The 19420-nt window shown below is 55.8% G+C and carries 17 protein-coding genes; 7 read left to right on the top strand and 10 right to left on the bottom strand.

What is annotated here, in order from left to right:
• Positions 1-201, top strand: a 201-nt coding sequence (locus Q1Q75_RS18060; protein ID WP_300673502.1) for a hypothetical protein, incomplete at its 5' end; no start/stop codon positions are given.
• Here Q1Q75_RS18060 and Q1Q75_RS18055 read toward each other — a convergent pair.
• Positions 153-1367: an MFS transporter gene (locus tag Q1Q75_RS18055; RefSeq protein WP_300673501.1), complete on the bottom strand. Its 1215-nt coding sequence runs from the start codon at positions 1365-1367 to the stop codon at positions 153-155. The genes Q1Q75_RS18060 and Q1Q75_RS18055 overlap by 49 nt on opposite strands.
• Complete coding sequence (locus Q1Q75_RS18050; protein ID WP_300673499.1) at positions 1364-2587, bottom strand: MFS transporter; 1224 nt, start codon at positions 2585-2587, stop codon at positions 1364-1366. Before Q1Q75_RS18050 ends, Q1Q75_RS18055 begins: the two co-directional genes overlap by 4 nt.
• 347 nt (positions 2588-2934) lie before the next feature.
• Between Q1Q75_RS18050 and Q1Q75_RS18045 the strand changes: the two genes are divergently transcribed.
• From Q1Q75_RS18045 to Q1Q75_RS18020, 6 genes are all read left to right on the top strand, one after another.
• Positions 2935-3501, top strand: coding sequence for a flavodoxin family protein (locus tag Q1Q75_RS18045; RefSeq protein ID WP_300673497.1), 567 nt, complete (start codon positions 2935-2937; stop codon positions 3499-3501).
• Positions 3502-3739: 238 nt separating this feature from the next.
• Positions 3740-4285: a YaeQ family protein gene (locus tag Q1Q75_RS18040; RefSeq protein ID WP_300673494.1), complete on the top strand. Its 546-nt coding sequence runs from the start codon at positions 3740-3742 to the stop codon at positions 4283-4285.
• 327 nt (positions 4286-4612) lie between these two features.
• Positions 4613-5227, top strand: coding sequence for a trimeric intracellular cation channel family protein (locus tag Q1Q75_RS18035; protein WP_300673491.1), 615 nt, complete (start codon positions 4613-4615; stop codon positions 5225-5227).
• A gap of 217 nt (positions 5228-5444) precedes the next feature.
• The gene (locus tag Q1Q75_RS18030) at positions 5445-7724 is read left to right on the top strand and encodes a PBP1A family penicillin-binding protein (RefSeq protein ID WP_300673490.1); all 2280 of its coding nucleotides are present in this window, start codon (positions 5445-5447) and stop codon (positions 7722-7724) included.
• A gap of 98 nt (positions 7725-7822) precedes the next feature.
• Positions 7823-8248 carry a tetratricopeptide repeat protein gene (locus Q1Q75_RS18025; protein WP_300673488.1) on the top strand — a complete coding sequence of 142 codons (426 nt, stop codon included), beginning with the start codon at positions 7823-7825 and terminating at the stop codon, positions 8246-8248.
• A gap of 32 nt (positions 8249-8280) precedes the next feature.
• Entirely contained in the window at positions 8281-9279 is a 999-nt protein-coding gene (locus tag Q1Q75_RS18020) for an aldo/keto reductase (protein WP_300673485.1), read from the top strand.
• Between the two features lie 5 nt (positions 9280-9284).
• On the opposite strand, the gene Q1Q75_RS18015 is transcribed toward Q1Q75_RS18020, so the two are convergent.
• The 8 genes from Q1Q75_RS18015 to Q1Q75_RS17980 all read right to left on the bottom strand — a co-directional run bounded on the left by Q1Q75_RS18015 (position 9285) and on the right by Q1Q75_RS17980 (position 19218).
• Entirely contained in the window at positions 9285-10313 is a 1029-nt protein-coding gene (locus Q1Q75_RS18015) for an inorganic phosphate transporter (protein WP_300673484.1), read from the bottom strand.
• A gap of 12 nt (positions 10314-10325) precedes the next feature.
• Positions 10326-10979, bottom strand: a complete 654-nt coding sequence (locus Q1Q75_RS18010; RefSeq protein ID WP_300673483.1) for a DUF47 family protein — start codon at positions 10977-10979, stop codon at positions 10326-10328.
• Positions 10980-11059: 80 nt separating this feature from the next.
• Entirely contained in the window at positions 11060-12562 is a 1503-nt protein-coding gene (locus Q1Q75_RS18005) for a tripartite tricarboxylate transporter permease (protein ID WP_300673481.1), read from the bottom strand.
• A 222-nt stretch (positions 12563-12784) separates the two neighbouring features.
• Positions 12785-13237, bottom strand: coding sequence for a tripartite tricarboxylate transporter TctB family protein (locus Q1Q75_RS18000; RefSeq protein ID WP_300673479.1), 453 nt, complete (start codon positions 13235-13237; stop codon positions 12785-12787).
• A 6-nt stretch (positions 13238-13243) separates the two neighbouring features.
• Positions 13244-14197, bottom strand: a complete 954-nt coding sequence (locus Q1Q75_RS17995; protein WP_300673476.1) for a tripartite tricarboxylate transporter substrate binding protein — start codon at positions 14195-14197, stop codon at positions 13244-13246.
• Between the two features lie 292 nt (positions 14198-14489).
• Positions 14490-15839 carry a sigma-54 dependent transcriptional regulator gene (locus tag Q1Q75_RS17990; RefSeq protein WP_300673474.1) on the bottom strand — a complete coding sequence of 450 codons (1350 nt, stop codon included), beginning with the start codon at positions 15837-15839 and terminating at the stop codon, positions 14490-14492.
• Positions 15836-17821, bottom strand: a complete 1986-nt coding sequence (locus Q1Q75_RS17985; RefSeq protein WP_300673471.1) for an ATP-binding protein — start codon at positions 17819-17821, stop codon at positions 15836-15838. Before Q1Q75_RS17985 ends, Q1Q75_RS17990 begins: the two co-directional genes overlap by 4 nt.
• Positions 17818-19218 (bottom strand): extracellular solute-binding protein, encoded by a 1401-nt coding sequence (locus Q1Q75_RS17980; RefSeq protein WP_300673469.1) that lies wholly within the window; start codon positions 19216-19218, stop codon positions 17818-17820. Before Q1Q75_RS17980 ends, Q1Q75_RS17985 begins: the two co-directional genes overlap by 4 nt.
• Positions 19219-19420 lie beyond the last annotated feature (202 nt).

Below are 19420 nucleotides of genomic sequence, written 5' to 3'. Positions count from 1 at the left end.
CGCCTGGGAATGCCCCCCGAAGGCTCTGCCTCCAAGCTTGCCCCCCCCGCAACCTGTGACGTTCACCCCTGCACTCCGGTTTTTTATACCGGCAAGGCCCCGCATCATGCCCTTGTGGCGCATTCGCAACCCCGCTTTCAAGGTGTTTTTCGCTACAGTGGCTTCGCCACCCTTGCCGCCGGAGGCAAGGGGTTGGTTTGATGCAAAAAGGGGAGCGCGCCCAGGGTAAAAAGGGTCAAGAAACCCACCCCGGCAAATCCATAGTCAAAGTGCCCGAGATCTCCGCACCAGCCGAGGAAAGTGGGGATAATGCCCAGGGCCACAAAGATGGCCACGGGCATGGTCAGCGAGAGGATCAGGGACTGCTCCTTAACGCCAAAGATGACAGTGACAGATTTAAAGACGGCCGGAAACATCAGGGCCGGCATGGAGGCCTGGACCATGATGGAGGCGCTGAGGCCGGTCCCTTCCAGAAAACCCATGCCAGCAAGGGAAAGGGCGCTGCCCATGATGGTGGCGATAAGAAGGGTCGGAATCCGCACCCGGTCGGCCAGCCAGCCCCCCAGCAGCGCCATAAGGGGCGTGATGAGCCGGGAGGTAGAGAGCAGGTGGTTGGCCTCCGACGGGCTCATCCCCTTTTCGCTGACAAGAAACAGGGGCGTCAGGCTGTAAGGGCCGGACTCCAACCCCACACCCAGGCCGATAAGGACCATAATGGCCCAGAAGGCGGGTTGTCGAATGATCAAGGGGAGGGTTTCGGTGCTGGGGGCAGATCCGTATTCGTCGCCTCCGCGCCCGAACTTCAGGAAGAGGGCACAGCCGAAAAAACAGGCCAGACCCATGGTGGTGAGGATCCCGCGCCAGTCCACGACGCCCAAGGCCGCTTCCACGATGACCGGAGCCAGAATAAAGGCGATGTTGGGGGCCAGCTCATGGATGGCGATGGCCCGTCCCCAGTAGCGGTTATCGGCCACCGAGGCCAGGGTGGCCATGCCGCTGGGCAGGTACAGGCCGGAGCCGATACCGAAGATAAAAAAAGCGAGGCGGGCGACCCCGATGTTTTGCGCCTGGCCGAGAAGGAGCAGGGAGAGTCCCAGAGTGGCGATGGCCAGGACCAGCACGTTGCGATGACGGACCCGGCTTGAGACGATGCCCGCAAGAGCCAGGGCCGAGCCGAAGCCCAGGGATAGAAAAAACATCAGGCCCGCGGTCTGTGCATGGGAGGACGAAAAGTCTATTTCCATAGGCACCAGCAGAGGGGAAAGGATGCTTCGGGCAAAAAAGCTCAGGAAATACATAGCGGTGATGACAAAAATCCAGGGCAGGGTGCCTGCAAAGTTTGCAGTGGCGGTGTGGTGTTTGGTCATGCGACGATCCGTTTGGGGTCTTTTAAAGCTTTTGGCTTTATTGTTTTGGGGTGTTTCAGCAAGGGCAAAACAGCGATGCTCATCAGGGTCAGCAGGCCCACCGCAATAAACCCATGGTCGAAGTGGCCCTGATCCCCACACAAGCCGAGAAAGGTGGGGACCAGGCCAATGGCAAAAACATAGGCAATGGGCATGGAGAGGGAGAGAACCAGTGACTGCTCCCGGACTCCGAAAATTTCCGTGACCGATTTAAAAACCGCCGGAAACATCAGGGCCGGCATGCAGGCCTGCAGCATAATGGCCCCGCTGAGACCTGTTCCAGTCAAGAGCCCCATACCGGCAAGGGACAAGGCGCTGCCAAAAAGAGTGACCGCGAGAATCGTTGAAATCCGCATCCTGTCGGCCAGCCAGCCCCCGGTGAGCGCCATCAGGGGGGTGATGAGCCGCGTGGTGGAGAGCATGTGGTTGGCGGCAAAGGGGCTCATGCCTTTTTCGCTGACCAGAAAAAGCGGCATAATGCTGTACGGTCCGGCCTCCAGCCCTACGGCGAGGCCGAGGAGGACCATGATGGCCCAGAAAGCCGGTCGCCTGATGATAAGTGGCACGGTTTTGGTGTTCGGGGGCGTACCGTACTCATTGCCGCCGCGGGTAAATTTCAGGAAAAGGACGCCACCCAGACAGCAGACGATGCACATAGACTTCAGGCAGCCCCGCCAGTCCATAGAGCCAAGGGTCACTTCGACGACCAGGGGGGCCAGGATGAACGCGAGGTTGGGAGCCAGCTCATGGATGGCGATGGCGCGCCCCCAGAAACGGTCGTCCACCACCGAGGCCAGGGTGGCCATGCCGCTAGGCAGGTAGAGGCCGGAGCCAATACCAAAAAGGAAAAAGGCGACACGGGCCTGATCGATTCCCGGTGCGCGGGAGAGCATCAAGAGGGAACCCCCGATAATGCCCATGGCCATGGAAAGAACCCAGCGATGACGGATTCTGCTGGAGACAACCCCTGCCAGGGCAAGGGCCACCCCAAAGCCGATGGAAAGAAAAAACATCAGCCCTGCGGCCTGGCCATGGGAAGCTGAAAAGTCTATTTCCATAGGCACCAGCAGGGGCGAGAGAATACTGCGCGCAAAAAAGCTTAAAAAATACAAGCAGGTAATCACAATGATCCAGGGGAGGGCACTCGTGAATCCGATAGAAGCAACTTGAGTTCGGGGCATGGAAAAATCCGTCCGGCTTAGTAAAAAATAGCATGTCAGCCCCATGGAAGGGGCCGTTGTGAAGCCATGGATTACAGGGTTTTCCAAGGGATGTAAAGTCCGATGGCCAGAGTTCCCCTACAGGGAAAGCCAGACCCATAGATGATGAAAAAGATTTGCGTAAAAACCCGCTTCGGTTTCACAAAACGGCGGAAAATACGCCTTGGATTCTTTGGCTTTGGCAAATACACGTTGAATTTTTTCTGCCGCCTGCTAAAACCAAGACGTTCCCTCTTTCGCGTTTGTATTGGAAAATTTAATTATAAATAATAAATACAAAAATTTATGATATTTTACGGAGGTATTGCATGAAAGTTTTAACCTTGCTCGGCAGCGCACGAAAAAAAGGCAACACGGCACGGGCTCTGGGATGGGTGGAAGAGGAGTTGAAATCCTTGGGACACGAGGTAGAGCAGATTGATCTGACACGCAAAGAGATCAAAGGGTGCCTGGGTTGCGCGAAATGCAAAGAAAACCCGAAGGCCATTGCCTGTATTCAAAAGGACGACGCCGAGGGGATCCTCACAAAAATGATGGAAGCCGATGCCACCTTGTTTACCTCTCCGGCCTATTTCTGGGGGGTGACCGCCCAGGTGAAAGCCCTCATGGATCGAAGCTGGAGCCTGGTGACGGGTTTCCATACCCCTGATCACGTCTCCCTGGTCGAAGGACAGAGGCAGGCGCTGCTCGTCACCGGGGGCGGGCAGTACGAGAACAACGTGGAACCCATCTTCACGGGCTTCGGTCGGCTTCAGAATTTTTATAAAACGGTGAACGCCGGAGAACTTTTTATCGGTGGGTGCACCATCGACGGCAACATGCCGGAAGATGCCCGGCAACGCGCCATCGCCTTTGCCCGTGCCCTGGTGGTGTAGAAAAAAAGGCAGGCCTCCGGCGACAAGGTGAGCCACCTTGAACGTGGGTTTGGGTGTCGCTACTCTGGGCACCTCGCCTCCGCATTTGCGTGAAGCGTATGAGTACGCTTAAAAAAAGAGAACCCCACGGCCATGGAGCGCCGCACTCCGGTGCGGCTTTTTGCTTTTTGCTTAGGCTCCGTTCATACCGAAAACGTCAGGCCCCAAACAACCCTATTGAAACAGCAAGGAAACACCTTTGGCTCTTAAAGCGACCGTTTATAAAACAGAATTGCAGGTCAGCGATCTCGACCGGAATCATTATGAGACGTACCACTTCACCGTGGCAAAACATCCGTCGGAAACCGATGAACGGATGATGATTCGCCTCATCGCGTTTGCCCTCTATGCCGACGAGAATCTTCTCTTTACCCGGGGACTCAGCTCCGACAGTGAACCTGAGTTGTGGCAGATCAGCCCGTCAGGGGAGATCGATCTCTGGATCGAACTGGGCCAACCCGATGAGAAGAGAATCCGCAAGGCCTGCGGAAAAGCCAGAGAGGTCGTTATCGTGAGTTACGGGGATCGAAAGGCAGAACCCTGGTGGGAAAAGAACCGTGAGGCATTAAGCCGCTGCGGAAATCTCACCGTTTTGTATATTCCCATTCCTGACGGGGCCACGCTGGCGTCCATGGTCCAGCGCACCATGCAGCTCGAGTTCACCCTGGATGACGGGCATATCTGGCTCATTTCAGGTGAAACCAGTCTTGATATTGTTCCGGTGTACTGGAAAAAAAAGGCGTAGCATAAAAAGGCCGGGACCTTTAAAAAACCGAGAAAGACGAACCGAAACGGAGCGCCGCACTCCTGTGCGGCTTTTTTGTTCGTCGTTACCCCTACCGCACCGGAGTGCGGCGCTCCAGGACGCAAGGCTGTTCAGGTGGCCATCCATAACGGGGGCTTGTGGCTCACTGCCGGTGCAACGACGCGCCATGACCCTTCGTATTTTGAGTGCGCTCAATTTGACGGGATACATCATTTTTACATCTACCCATTGACAGATCCCGCAGTTTCATGTTTATCTCCTGCGTTTTTTCGAAATTAAAGAGCGTTTGAAAGGAGTGAACGTCAAATGATCCTGCACTATCTTTACATCCTGGGTATTACCGTGGAGGCGATCACCGGTGCCTTGAAAGCGGGCAGCAAAAAAATGGACGTATTCGGGGTAATTATCATCGCCTGCGCCACGGCCATCGGGGGCGGAAATATCCGTGACGTCCTTTTGGGCAACCACCCGATCTCCTGGGTGGGGCACCCTGAATACATTGTCATCACGACCTGTGCGGCACTGATCACCATTCTTTTGTCTCCCTTCATGAAGTATTTTCATCGGGTTTTTCTGGTTTTAGACGCTTTGGGGCTGGTGACCTTTACCATCATCGGGGTACGCATGACCTTGGCCCTGGGGCATGGGTTTATCGTGGCCTCCATTATGGGGGTCATCACCGGGGTGTCCGGAGGGGTGATTCGGGACGTTTTGTGCCGGGACATTCCCCTCGTCTTTCAAAAAGAGGTCTACGCCGGGGTGTCGATTGTCTCGGCCTGGTTGTTTCTGATTCTTCGCGCCCGTGGATTATCGGAGCTCTCTGTGATTCTCATAACTTTGGGGACGGGCTTTTCACTTAGGCTTCTGGCGATTTATTACAACCTTGAAATACCCAAATTCAACTACACCCCATCAAAGTAGAAAATGCGCCTGAAAAGAATGCATTCTACGGGAACCATTCCGACCTGTTCATTCGTGCAGGGTTCGACTATGATACCGCATGCTGTCACGCGTGTTTTAACAGTCAGCAAGGAAGGCGAGCTTCGCACCCTCTGCCGGGCTTATGCAAAGGTGCCTTGATTATCGTTGATGTTGATCCCATTTTCAGGCGTAATATATGGTTTGTTGGATAAAAAGAGTGATTAAGACGGGCTTCGCGCTCGGATTTATTGGTGTGCTGGCCGCCTCGCTGTACTGCTGGCATCTCACCGGTCTGGTCGAGAAACGGTTTTCCGGGCGACGATGGCAAATTCCCTCCATGATCTATTCGGATACGACCCTTTTGTATCCCGGGCGTAAAATCGACTGGCCTTCATTTATAGAAAAACTTGAGGGCATCGGGTACCGGGAGTCCAGGGACACCCCTCAAAAAAAAGGCGATTACCTCCGTTCCGGTGACGGGCTTGAAATTTATCTCAACGATCTGACGGTGCCGGGAAAAAGCCGTTTGGGTTTTCTGGCGCTCCTGACGTTTCAGGACAGCGTCATCCTCTCCATGGTCCGCCAGGATTCGGGACAACCCCTTCCCATCCTTGAGCTGGAACCTGAAGTGCTCATGAGGTACTTCGGCAAAGAGCGAGAGCTCCGCCAGGTGGTGGCCATCGATGAGATCCCAGTGACTCTTCAGCATGCCGTGATGTCCGCTGAGGATTCTCGCTTTTATACCCATTTCGGTGTCGACCCCCGGGGTATTCTGCGGGCGATCTATACCAACTTAAGGCATGGCGCCATCCGCCAGGGGGGCTCCACCCTGACCCAGCAGCTGGCCAAGAACTACTTTCTCACCTCAGAGCGCACCTTTTCCCGAAAATTGAACGAGCTCTTTATCTCTCTGGCCATCGAACTAAAATACGAAAAAGACGAGATTCTCGGGATCTATCTCAATGAGATTTATTTTGGGCAGAAGGGGTCGGCGTCTGTGAACGGAGCCGGAGAGGCGTCCCGGTTCTACTTTAATAAAAGAGTTCAGGATCTCACCCTGGCCGAGTCAGCCACCCTCGCCGGGCTCATCAAGGGGCCGAATCTTTACTCCCCGTATAAGAATATCGAACGAAGCCGGAAACGCCGGAACGTCGTCCTCTCGGCCATGCAGAAAAACGGCTGGATTTCTGAAGAGGAGATGAAAACGGCCTCTGCGGAGCCCATCACGGTCTCCGGTTTTCAGGTGTACAGCCAGACAGCGCCCTATTTTCTGGATTATGTCTCGTCCCAACTTCGAGACATCTACCCCGCCACGACCCTGTCCAGCATGGGCTATTCGATTTATACCACCCTGGACACCCAGGTGCAGGCCGCCGCAGAACGAGCCCTTGAAAAGGGGTTGGCCCGCCTGGAGCAGAAGAACCCGAAATTGCGGCGGAGCGACCCTGCCAAAAGACTTCAGGGAGCCATCGTGGTCTTGCAGCCCCGTACCGGAAATATTTTGGCCATGGTGGGAGGACGCGACTACCGGGTCAGCCAGTTCAACCGGGTGACCCAGGCCAGGAGACAGCCCGGAAGCTGCTTTAAACCCTTGGTCGCTTCCGTCCTGCTGGATCAATTTACACCGGCGGATCTGCTCTCCAACACAAAGAGCGATTACACCGTGGACGGCAAGACCTGGACACCGAAAAATTTCAGTGAGCAAAAGGAGACCCGCCTCTCCGTCCGGAACATGCTGAGGATCTCCAGCAACCGGGCCGCAGTCGATATGGCGGTCAGGGGAGGGATTGAGCGGGTCGTTCGGCGGCTGGAACCCTTTCATTTCACCACCCCGGTCTCTCCCTGGCCGTCCCTGGTGTTAGGAACTTCCGAGGTGATCCCCATGGACCTGGCCCGGGCTTACGCTGTGTTTGCCTCCGACGGCATTCAGCCGTACCCTCTCTCCTTAAAAGATGTGGCGGATGAAAGGGGTGGGCAGCTTGTGGGGCGGCATATGAAAATTGAGACGGTCCTCTCTCCGGGTGAGGCCTTTCTGATTACCTCCATGCTGGAAGGGGCTGTGAAAAGCGGGACCGGACGGTCCCTTTCGCGTTATGGCATTGATTTTCCCGTGGCCGGAAAGACAGGGACCACCAACAACTATCGGGACGCCTGGTTTGTGGGCTACACCTCGGATCTTCTGGCCCTGGTCTGGGTGGGGTTTGATAACAATGCCCCCCTGTATGCCACCGGTGGCTCGGCAGCCCTGCCCATCTGGGCCGATCTCGTGTCGGCCATTCCCGGCTATGTCTCGGGCAACGGTTTTTTCCCGCCCCCGGACGTGGTTCAGATAAACGTGTGCCGCGAAAGCGGGGCACGTGCCTCCGGACTCAGGTGCCCCGATGCGTATGAGGAGTATTTTATTGAATCCAACCTGCCGGCTGAGACCTGCCCGATTCATGGCAAGGCCTCCCTGCTGGAGCGCATGGGTCGTGGGATCAAAGGCATATTTCATTAAGAGGGCGGTTTTTGTCTGGGGATGGTGACGCCTTAATCAGGAGCTGAAAATAAATGGAAGCGAGTTCATGTAAAATGATAAGAAATCGAACAATCTGTTTGGATTTACGAGTGATCTGTGTCTTCTTTGTACTGCCTTTTCTCCTCTGGGGCTGTGCGACCGGGCGTGGACCCGTTCATGATGGGGCCTTGCCCTCGCCGGAGCTCGTCGCACCACCGGACAAGGCTCGGGGCTATACCGATTCCAGGACACTGGCCTCCCACAGCCTGACGTCCCAAGGCTATCAATTGCTGGAGACAGGCGATGCGGACGGAGCCTTACGGCTTTTGGAACAAGCCGTGGGTATTAACCCCGCCGATGGTCCGGGCTACTACTATCTGGCCGAGGCGTGGATCGCCAAAAGCAATTTTTCACAGGCGGCCCGGTTTAACAAGCTGGCGGAAATTTACTTGAGAAAAGATCGCGTCTGGGCGTTACGGGCCAAAGATCAGAAGAGCCGAATCGATACCAAACGGCAAGAATGATTGATCGTTAACTCTATGAGGATGGCAATGGGATGGTACTGAAACAACTCGGGAATACCGGTTGCCTGGTTTCTCCCATCGGGCTGGGCCTGGCCGCTCTGGGACGACCGGGCTATATCACCCTGGGACATGGCCAGGATCTGGCGGGCCGGTCTGATGTGGCGAGCATGGAGGCCAACGCCCATGCGGTTCTGGATGCGGCCTGGAGCCGGGGGGTTCGTTATCTGGACGCCGCCCGGTCCTATGGAAAGGCCGAAATCTTCTTAAAAAGTTGGATTAAAAAGCGCCATCTGACCGGGGCAGAGGTGTCGGTGGGGTCCAAATGGGGCTACCGCTACACCGCAGACTGGCAGATTACGACGGCGCATCATGAAATTAAAGACCACTCCCTCGACCATTTCACCACCCAGTGGGAGGAGAGCCGCGCGCTTCTTGCCGGCCCCCTCAAACTGTATCAGATTCATTCCGCCACCCTTGAAACTGGGGTCTTGGATGATCCGGCACTGTTGGCGCGCCTTGCTGAGGTCAAAGAGACCCACGGGTTGCTCATGGGGCTCTCCCTCACCGGCCCGAACCAGGCCCAAACCCTTGAAAAAGCCCGAAGCATCCGATGTGACGGGCGTCCCCTTTTTGACGCCGTTCAGGCCACCTGCAACCTGCTGGAGCCTTCCATCGAACCGGCCCTTGCCGAGGCGTCGGATGCGGGGATGGGCGTGATCATCAAAGAGGCCCTGGCCAATGGCAGGCTCACCGAACGAAATACCCATCCTAATTTTTTCTCTCAAAAAAAAGTACTGAACGCCCAGGCCGAACGCCTTTCCTGTGGAATCGATGCCCTGTCCATGGCCTGGCTGTTGTCCAAACCCTGGGTGGATGTGGTTTTAAGCGGCGCAGCCACTGCAACCCACCTGGCCTCCAACCTTCACGCCCTGAATGTGGCCTGGGACGCCGAGGCAGAGGCCGCTTTATCCGAACTCAGAGAACCCTCCGAAGCCTACTGGACCTTTCGTAAAACCCTTGCGTGGAATTAAAATCCTTACATGAAGGCATGGCATGCGAAGACAAGCAGGCCCGTCAGTAAAAAGGATAGGATCGGGGTGGCGAGCCATCGCGTGGTCAGTTTTCCCACGCTGCGCCAGGAAGGGCCGACCCCTTTTTTCATGAGCGATAGCCCCATCATGGCTCCGATAAGGCTCTGACAGCCGGAGAGGGGAACCAGGGGCATTGCAGGCAGGCCGTGGCCGGTGAGGTATGCCGAGAGACCCTGGGAGGTAAAGAGACAAAGAACCAGGCCTTGGGTCAGCACCACCACCAGGGTCTGAACGGGCGATGCCTTGGACTTGAATATGCCGTCCCCGGTGGCCTCTGCAAGGTTCCGTCCCCAGGTGACCATGCCCACAGCCGCCACGGTGCCGCCCACGAGGTAGAGCTGCTGAGCGGAACTGATGCTTATTCCTGCAAGGGTCAGCTCAGAAAAAGGCGACAAGGGAAGAAAGATCCCCATGGTTCCCGAAATATTGTTGGCCCCCAAGGCATAAGACGTAAAACCGCATGCCAGAAAAAGAGCGTTGCGTATCATGCGGTCCAGTTTAAAAATATTGATGTGCAGGGCTTTGATGGAACAGGCAATAAACTTATAAAGACCCACTGCCAGCAGGGCCGAGAGGGCTGGGCTGACCAGCCAGACGAGGCCTGCCGTAAGAAGGGCTCCTCTGTTTATGGGGCATCCAGACACGACCCCCCAGCCGAGGAGGGCACCGGCCATTGCCTGGACGGTGGAGACCGGCGTTTTGGTAAGGGTCATCAGGGCGACACTGACCGCCGCGCTCAAAGCGATGAGAAAGACATCCATGGGGACTGTGGGAGCGCCAATGGATGCAAAGGTCTGAGAAGGTTCCTGGCCGCCGGACAATGCCCCGAGGATGAGAAACAGGGCACAGCAGACAGCCGTGGTACGGTAGGTGAGCATTTTTGAGCCCACCGCGGGTCCCAGGATGGGTGAGCTGTCGTTGACGCCCAGGATCCAGCCCGAAAGAAGGCCGCTTAACAGAGGAAGAGGGGGCATGGTCTCAAATTCCTACAGGGCTCGTTTGATCACATAGATAGCCAGACTGTCTGCCACATCTTCGGCCTGATCGGCGATGTGGTCCACCTGACGGACAAAATCTCTCAGCTGCATCCTGTGGCTGAGGTGCATGCCTTCCCGACGAAAGATAGCCATTTGAAGCCGGGTAGAGGCTTTGTCGGCCTCCGTTTCCCAGTAGGAGACTTTTTGCATCTGCTCTTTGACCTCTTCCCTATTCTGGAAAAAAGCACGGATGGATTGGGTCACGGCCTCCACAGAGGCCACCACGAACTTAACGAGGGTATTGAAATCTTCCCAAAAGATTTCATCGATCTCGGGCTGTTCAATCCTCAGCTGCCACAAGGTGCCTTTATATTGACCCAGAAGGGAATCCATGTTTTCGATAAGTCGCAAAACATCGCCTCGGGATTCGGGAATCAGGGTTTGGCCGTAGAGTTTCTCTTCAATGGTGCGGCGCAGTTCGTCGGCGCTGCGTTCGGTTTCTACCGTCTGCAGCAAGAAACTTTTAAAAGAGGCCATATAGGTGTTCAGGTAAGCCTTGACCCCTTGGGTAAAAAGGGTCCCCGCCTCGCTGACTTCCGCAAGAAATTCCTCGATATCTTTTTCTATTTCAACGCATTTTCCTGTTGGACCAAAGTGTGTCATGACTGTTTCCTTTCCGAACCCCTCAGGGCGAAAGATGTCTTTTTCTCCCTGGGGGGTTTTTCTACCTTTGTTTCAATATATCATGTCTCCGTGCAGGGGACTTCTGTTTCCGGTCGGCTTCGATACCGTTTGATTGATTGGTAAACCGGGGGAATCAGCAGGAGAAAGATGATGAACCACAGAGACAGGGATTGAGGCCGGTTAAAAAAGATACTGTAGCTTCCATGTCCCATGATCAGGGCCTGGGCGAACCCTGTCTCGGCAATGGGGCCAAGGATCAGTCCCAGAATGAGGGCGCCGAGGGAAAAGCCCGTTTTGTGCAGGAACACAGCGGCGATGCCACAGATCAGCGCCACGGAGATATCTAAAATGCTGTTGTTCATGGCATAGGATCCGAGGACGGAAAAGAGACACACCACCGGGATCAGAAGGCTTGTGGGGGTCAGAGAGATCCGTGCAAAGTAGGGTGCCATGAAAAGCCCGGTCATCAGAAAGACAATATTGGCCAGGAAGAGGGAGAGAATAAAGGCGTAGGTCATGACCCCGTGCTTGGTGAAGAGCTCCGGCCCCGGGATCAACCCGTGGACCAGCAGGCCGCCCAGGAGCGCAGCGGCCACGCTGTTGCCGGGGATGCCCAGGGTGAGGGTCGGAATAAGAGAGCCCCCCACACAGCCATTGTTTCCTGCTTCTGCGGCGGCAATGCCTTCGGGATTGCCCTTGCCGAAGAGGTCCTTGTTCTTCGACCGTTGACGGGCAACGTTGTAGGAGAGAAAGGCGGCGATGGTGGCCCCTTCTCCAGGCAGAATCCCGACAATGGTCCCCACCAGGGAGCCGGTGCCGATAAATTTCCCAAGGCCTTTTGGCATGGGTTCCCGTTTGATCTGAGTGATCACGCTGGTGTCGGCCACGATGCTTCCGGTTCCGGTAAGCTCCAGCATCTGGGAGATGGAGAAGAGACCGATCAGGGCGGGCATGAAGGCGATGCCGTCAAAAAGATCCGGGATGTTCAGGGTGTAGCGTAACATGCCGGACATGGGGTCGGTCCCCACCACGGCCAGGATCAGCCCTATCAGTCCGGAAATCAGGGCTTTTATGAGGCTGCTTCCATCGTCTGCCATGGAGACGATACCCGCAAGGCCCACCAGGGCCAGCAGGAAGTATTCGGGAGGTCCGAAGGTCAAGGCAAATTTAGCGAGGATCGGTGCCACGAGAAGCAGAACCAGAGCGGAAAAGGTGCCCCCGACAAAGCTGGCGATGACCGAGACCTTCAGGGCAAGTCCCCCCTGGCCCTTCTGGGTCATCGGGTACCCTTCCAGGGCCGTGGCCACGGCCGCCGGGGTTCCCGGTGTTCTTAGGAGGATGGCAGGGATCGACCCGCCATACATGGCGCCGCAGTAAACGCCACCCATCAGAAGCAATCCTGTCAGAGGCTCCAGGGCAAAGGTGACAGGGATCAAGAGGGCCACAGCCATGGTGGCGGTAAGCCCGGGCATTCCCCCGACAAGCACGCCGGAGACGGTGCCGATAACGACTGCCAGCAGAGAAAAAGGGGCCATAAGGGCGTATAAAGATTCAACGATCATAGTGGTGTCCTATTGAAGAAGCGCCTTTTAAAAAAAATCATGGCGCGAAAAGCGCCTCCTAATCATCTGCATGTATCTTCCATACAGGCGACTCACAGTCTGGAAATATCTTCCTGACCCATTGGTAATTTTAGTGTGAGACTCTTTTTTAAGGGCCTCCGTGCCATCCGGATGGTGGTGTGTGTTGCATCCGGACGGCACAATTCTTGAGGCCCATCGTGCTTAAAACCAGAGTCTCTCCGGCAGGGGAACGACCAGCAGTTTTTCGAAAACCAGGAAGACAAAAAGCAGGACGCCTGCAGTCGTCAACCCTATGGTGATCGGTTTTTTTGCCCCTTGGGTGACCATGGCCACAGGAAGGAAGAGGACGGAGGCCAGGTAAAATCCCAGGGGCTCAAGGAGGAGCGAATAGATCACCAACTCGATGAACAGGCCCCAGAAGCGCATCGGAGCCGCCGTGATATTCAGTTTTTCACTGATCTCTTTCTCCCGTGATTTGAGCCAGAGTCCTGTTTCCACGGCGCACAAAAGCCCTAAGGAGACGGCCAAAAATCGGATATACATGGCCGTTGAGCCCTGAACGGAATCGGGGTAGGCGGCGGTGCTCCGGTAGAGCAGGAACGCCAACACCATAAATCCTCCGAGGATGAGCAACTCAGTTACACGTTTTGTCATCTGTTATCACCATGGATTCTGGTCGTAAAAAACCTGGGTTTCGGCCTGGAGATCCTGGAGATAGGCCAGGTATTCTTCACCGGACATGGGCAGCAGACAAAGGACGTCCTTTTTGCATTCGGCAAGGAACGCTTCATCCTTCTGGACATCGGCCAAAAGGGCGTCAAGCTTGGCAAGGATCTTTTTATCCACGCCTGCCGGTGCGACAAATCCGCGGGTAGCCGTCATGTTGACGGGAAAACCCTGCTCAACGGCGGTCTTGACATCAGGGAGAATGTCGGAACGATTTGCGTCCAGGATCGCGATGATGCGTGCGGTGCCTGCCTTATGCTGTCCATGAAGCTGGGTGATGTTCATGATGCAGGCGTCAACATGTCCGCCGAGGATCATCGCTTTCTGCTCAGTAGATCCCTTGGTGGGCAACAGGTTCAAGGTGATGCCGGTCTGTCGCTCCAACATTTTAGCTGCGACAAAGTCATCGGAACCGATGCCGTTAACGGCTGTGGTCAAAGAGCCGGCTTTGGCGGCTTTCACAAATCCGGCCATATCCGTGATGGGGCTTTTGGTGGGAACCGCTACGATCAAGGGGTCCTGCATGACGTTACCCATGACGTGGAAGCTGTCCAGGGTGTATCGGGCACGTTTGGAGACCACATGGGCCACGATCTGGGTGGTGAAGACCATGCCGATGGTGTGGCCATCTTTTTTCGCCTTGGCGATCTCTTCAAAGCCTTTCTGTCCGCCGGATCCGGGAACGTTTTTAATCACAAACTTGGCGTGGGGCCAGTAGTTTTTGGCTGCTTTAATAAAAAGACGGGCCGAGGCGTCCGTGGACCCTCCAGCCTTGGATGGAACAATGATTTTAATGGGTTTGGAAGGGTACTCACCTGCAAAAGCAGATGAGAGAGAAAGGGGCAGAGCAAGGCTCAACGCCAGTAAGAGGGTCATCACTTTACGCATTATGTTCTCCTTGGTTTCAGTGTTCCACGGACTCATGTCCCCGACCGCACGGTAAAAAGAGGCTTTTCTGTCGGCCTTTTCGGTCGTGCCCGGCATGATTCGCCGCAGGGTAAGGAATCATATCCATTGTATCTGGACGGGTCTGATGCAAGTAGCGTGCCTAATTTTTGTTTTCGTGACTCTTTATTGATATGATACAGAATTTTAACGGGGAGAGAGGGCAGGGCAGGGTGGGTATGGGTCAACGGTGACACATCGGTCCCGATATTGACCCACGGCCGCCCGGTTTGAATTATTTCTGGATGCCAAATTTTTGCATGCGCAGGTACAGGCGTTTTCGGGGAATGGCGAGATCGAGGGCCGTCTGGGTCATGCTTCGTCCATTTCTGTCCAGAGCCTCTTCGATCAGTTTTTTTTCAAAACGCTGGACCTGACTGTCAAGCCCCTTGGGAAACGAATCGCCTGAGGCGGATGAACTCGGAAGTCGAACCTCCGCCAGGTCCAGAGGAAGGCCCAGGACCAGTTGTTGCGCCACATTGCGCAGCTCCCGCACATTGCCTGGCCAGGGGTAATCGTCCAATCGTTCGATTACCGCCGGATCCAGGTCGGGGAGGGTGGTGTGAAACCGCTCCGCCATTTTAATCAAAAACCAGTGCAGGAGGAGCGGGACGTCTCCGGTGCGCTCCCGCAGTGCAGGAATGGGGACCCGCGCCACATTGAGTCGGTAGAAGAGGTCTTCCCGAAATTTATCCTGGGCCACGGCGTCGCGCAGGTTGATTTTTGTCGCGGCGATGACGCGGAAATCCACGGGAATCAGGCGGTCTCCCCCCACCCGTTCGATGGTGCGTTCCTGGAGGGCCCGCAAGACCTTAACCTGTACGGAGAGGGGCATGGATTCGATCTCATCGAGAAAAAGTGTTCCGCCCTGGGCCTGCTCAATTTTGCCGATTCGGCGTGTGGAGGCACTGGTAAAGGCCCCCCGTTCATGGCCAAAGAGCTCGCTCTCCACCAGGTTGGGAGGGATGGCTCCGCAGTTCAGAGGCGCAAAGTGGCCCTCTTTTCGATTGCCGAAGTCATGCAGGCAATGGGCCGCCAGCTCTTTTCCCACGCCGGTTTCACCGATGAGGAGCACGTCCACATCGATAAGAGAAAGGGAGCTGAGGGTGTGCCGAAGCTCGACGGCTGCTGTGGATTGCCCGATAATCCTGGATTCAATGTCCATCTCAGAGCCGAAACGCGCTTTAAGGGATTGGTTCTCCAGGCTGAGGCGGCGTGACTCCAGGGCCCGTTTGGCCACATCGATGAGATACTCCGGGGGCACCGGTTTTTCGATAAAATCGTAGGCCCCTTCCTGCATCGCCGCAAGAGCCATGGGGACATCCCCATGCCCGGTTTGAATGACGACGGGAAGATCGGGGGCCATTTTCAAAATCGCGGCCAGGAGTTCGAGTCCATTCATACCTGGCATTTTGACATCCGTGATCACCACCCCCAGCCAATCGGGAGAGATGTGGGGCAGGACGTCGGCTGCCGAAGCAAAGGTGCGCACGGCATATCCCTCGAGTTCAAAGGTTTGTCGGCTGGCGACGCGGATCTCTTCCTCATCGTCAACAAGAAATATTTCACCTATAGGGAGTCTCATGATGGCCTTTTCTGTTGTGGTTCTCTATCAGTATTTGGCAGGGTCAGTGTGAATCGCGTCCCACCCTCTGCGGGCGTGTGGGCCGTCAGAGTCCCTTTAAAATCTTTGACAATGTTGTAGGAGATCGACAGGCCGAGCCCCAGCCCTTTGCCCACCTCTTTGGTGGTGTAAAATGGATCAAAGATGGACTCGATGGATTCTGGCGGAATACCCGGGCCGCTGTCTGTGACACAAATCTCCACAGAGTGGCTCTGGTCGAGGATCTCAAGGCTCAGGCGGCGATCGCTTGGGGGCATCTCCATGACGGCATCCACGGCATTGCCGATGAGATTGATCAACACCTGCTCCAGACGAATCTCTTCGGCACACACCCGAACGGTAGGCATTTTGTCTTCATACACCACCTGGATGCCTCCGCCTTTGATTTTTCCGGCAAAAAGCGAAAGCGCGTGATCAATGACCGGAGCCACCGTCACAGGAACGAGAGCCTCCGATGGCCAGCGGGCGAAGGTTTTCAGGTGGGTGATCATCTTGGCCATGCGTTCCACGAGATCCCCGATACGGGTAAGATTTTCGGTGTGGGTGTCCACGCGTCCCCGCTCCAGAAGCAGGCGCGCGTTGTGGAGGTAGTATCGAATGGCCGAAAGGGGTTGGGTCAATTCATGGGAAATCCCTGCCGTCAGTTGGCCCAGGGCTGCCAGTTTTCCTGCCTGCACCAGTTCACTCTGGGCTTTGCGCCGGGCTTCGGCCGTGTCTTTGAAGACACGCAGGGCCTCGGCCATCTGACCGATTTCATCCTCCCCGGCTTTTGGCACTGCGTAATCGAGATCGCCTTGGGCGATGGCTCTCATGCTTCGGGCCAGGGCGTCGAGCCGTTTGACGATGCTGCCCCTGACATAAAACCAGAGCACAGCACCGGTGGTGACGAGGCTGAAGAGAACCATGACAAGAAGCAGCCACTGGGCCCGCCGCATGGTGTGTCGGATCCCGGCAGCGGCGTGAATGGCCTCCTGCTGGGTGTCGGCCACGATGGTGTCAATCAGCCTGCGAAGCGTCAGGACCAGGGTGCGGTTGTCTGACAGAATCTGCTGCCCGTCCACCTTTTTCTGATGAATCTTTTTTTTAATGGAAAAGAGGGCCTGGGGTCCGTCGGCCAGGGTGAAAATTTCATCAAAGACCTGCCTCAGGGTCAAAAAACTCGAATCGCCGGGTAACTGGACCAGGTTGATCCGAAGGAAATCCATGGCATCGGCAGAAAGGGCGGCCAGGTTGTCGATCTGGGTGTCTCCCTGGACGGTGGATGCCTGGAGCATCAGGCTGACTAAAAGAATACCGTTGGAACCTATTTTTTCGACGGTGTCTTTTGTTTTACGATTTTCCCTCAGCCTCAGAGCGGAAAATCGAGGCCCTTTTCGCAGGGAGGCCCCGATCATCCGTTCAATCTCGGAGTCGAGGTTGTAGGCAAGGTCCTGATTCAGGGGGTCCAGCTCTCCGAGGAGGTCGGCATAGAGCCACCGCAAGCGTTCGGTTTGACGAATGAGGCGCGCTTCCTCCTCAAGACGTCCCGTCACGGCGGTTTGAAGATCCGCCAGATTGGCCTTGAGCCTGCTCAGGACCCCTTCAATCTCTTTGCGGGTGAGATCTGAAGTAAGGCCCAGGGCGTCGATATGATGGGCCACCTCCACCACGAGGTTGTCGAGGTCGGATTGAATGGCGTTGCGGGTGGTTTCATCCGGTGCCGACAAGAGGAGGGGAGCCATGGCGATGATTTCGCCCCCGGTCTCTTCCAACTCGGCGACCTGAACCACCTCGGGGAGGTGGACCTCCGTAAACACGCCGAGGATGGCATTGGAGCGGTTAAAGACAAGGAGGGCCGTCACCGCCGCCATGACCGTGATGGCGGCAGTCATCCCGAAGGCCGTCAGCAGTCGGGACCAGATACCGTATCGCACGGGAAAGAGCGTGACGTCCTTAAGCCTCACCGTTGATGCCTCAGAAGATCTGCTTCTGCTTTTGTCAGGAGTGCTTTGGCTTGGCCCATGCGTTGAGAAACGAACGTTTCCCAATGCTGAAGGTGTTGTTGTTGCGCCTGATTTCGGGCGGTACCCCGGCCGGAATCGATAAACGGCGCATTAAAGGCGCTGTTCTGACTTTGGGCTTCGGTGACGGGGACGTCGCTGAGCAGAGAGGTCAGCTGTGCTTTGATTGTGCCGACGTTTACGCCTGCAGAGACCGACCGTTTCTCCAGGGCAAGGAATCGTTTCCAGAGTGAGCGCCGGTCGGTGAGCCGGTAGGTAATCATGCGGTCAAAGAGCTGGTTGACAAGATGGTAGCGGACGCAGGACTGTTCTGCGTCGTAAGGCTTTGATCTTTTTTTTCGGATCAATGCAAAAAGAGCTGGTTCGGCTTCCTTGGAGATCCGGGCATGGAGCTCCCGTGACACAGGCAAGCGGCTGACGGTGGGTTCAAGGAGAATTTTCTGTCCCTCCGGTGAGAGAATGAAATCAACGAAAAGAGTCGCTTCATGGGGGTTGTTGCCTTGGACAATCATGGCGATGCTGGCCGGGACGAGAAAGGCGGGGTCGCCATAACGAAAGCCCAGCTCTTTGCGGGACTGGGCCAGGAAGTCGATGCCTAAGCCCACACCGAAACGTCCGTTGATCAAACCTTCCGGGACACTGAAACTACGGGCCGACACGGTTCTCAGGTTGCCCGCCAGCTGCAAAAGTGTCGCCCATCCCTTTTCCCAGCCCATCTCCTGCAGCAGGCTCTCCACGATCAGGTGCGTGGTGCCGGAGCGCGAGGGCGTGGACATGGCAAGGTGGCCGTAATAAATGGGGTCGGTGAGGTCTTTCCACGAACCGGGAATGGGAAGCTCTTCTCTTTTAAGGTAGGCCGGGTTCCACATCCAGCCCACCCCGGAGAGGGAAAAGCCCATAAAATAGCCATCAGGATCATCCAGACTCACCCCGTCGATGGCGAAGGCGGGATGTCGCCTTCCGGGGGTCCATTGACTTAATAATTTCCCAGCCTTAAGCATCGCGAAGGCGTCCGGGGATGACGACCAGAAAATATCAAATCGGTGCGGGTTTCCCCGTTTGATTTCAGCCAGGGCTGCGGTGGTTTTTTTATTAAGGACCTGAACCTGAATGGCGGGGTATTTTTGTGAAAAGGCCGTGACAAACGGCGTGTAAAATTCAGGCGGGAACGAGGTGATAATATCCAGGTATCGCTGGTGTTCTCGATATTCGGACGCGGACCCGATACCTGAAAAACAAGAGAGCATACAGCAGAGAAAAATCACCCTTCGAAGGAGACGCTTCTTTTTACCCGGCAAAACGCAGAATGACTCCTGCCGGGAACCATCGGATGGTGGCATCAATCTTCCTCCCTTCGGGGGTAATAACGGGCCGAACGCTATGGTCAACAGGTTAAAACACCTTTGGCACAAATGGCGCAAAAGACGCCCCCTTCATTCTTATCCTTTAAATGTGGATTCGTAGCACGGAGGTTTCCGGATGACAAGCTTATCCCGACACGGGGGGAAAGGCTGGCGAGGTTATTTCCTTCTAAAAAATGAA

The sequence above is a fragment of the Desulfoluna sp. genome (assembly GCF_030145185.1).
In the GTDB taxonomy this organism is placed as follows: Bacteria; Desulfobacterota; Desulfobacteria; order Desulfobacterales; family Desulfolunaceae; genus Desulfoluna.
The sequence above is the reverse complement of the archived record's forward strand: the minus strand, read 5'-3'. Positions and strand labels throughout refer to the sequence as shown.

Bases quoted from the DNA above. Each gene is read 5' to 3' on its own strand.
- Q1Q75_RS18045 (WP_300673497.1), top strand. From the start codon at position 2,935: ATGAAAGTTTTAACCTTGCTCGGCAGCGCACGAAAAAAAGGCAACACG.
- Q1Q75_RS18020 (WP_300673485.1), top strand. From the start codon at position 8,281: ATGGTACTGAAACAACTCGGGAATACCGGTTGCCTGGTTTCTCCCATC.
- Q1Q75_RS17995 (WP_300673476.1), bottom strand. From the start codon at position 14,197: ATGCGTAAAGTGATGACCCTCTTACTGGCGTTGAGCCTTGCTCTGCCC.
- Q1Q75_RS18010 (WP_300673483.1), bottom strand. From the start codon at position 10,979: ATGACACACTTTGGTCCAACAGGAAAATGCGTTGAAATAGAAAAAGAT.
- Q1Q75_RS18055 (WP_300673501.1), bottom strand. From the start codon at position 1,367: ATGACCAAACACCACACCGCCACTGCAAACTTTGCAGGCACCCTGCCC.
- Q1Q75_RS18005 (WP_300673481.1), bottom strand. From the start codon at position 12,562: ATGATCGTTGAATCTTTATACGCCCTTATGGCCCCTTTTTCTCTGCTG.
- Q1Q75_RS17990 (WP_300673474.1), bottom strand. From the start codon at position 15,839: ATGAGACTCCCTATAGGTGAAATATTTCTTGTTGACGATGAGGAAGAG.
- Q1Q75_RS17980 (WP_300673469.1), bottom strand. From the start codon at position 19,218: ATGCCACCATCCGATGGTTCCCGGCAGGAGTCATTCTGCGTTTTGCCG.
- Q1Q75_RS18000 (WP_300673479.1), bottom strand. From the start codon at position 13,237: ATGACAAAACGTGTAACTGAGTTGCTCATCCTCGGAGGATTTATGGTG.
- Q1Q75_RS18035 (WP_300673491.1), top strand. From the start codon at position 4,613: ATGATCCTGCACTATCTTTACATCCTGGGTATTACCGTGGAGGCGATC.
- Q1Q75_RS18050 (WP_300673499.1), bottom strand. From the start codon at position 2,587: ATGCCCCGAACTCAAGTTGCTTCTATCGGATTCACGAGTGCCCTCCCC.
- Q1Q75_RS18015 (WP_300673484.1), bottom strand. From the start codon at position 10,313: ATGCCCCCTCTTCCTCTGTTAAGCGGCCTTCTTTCGGGCTGGATCCTG.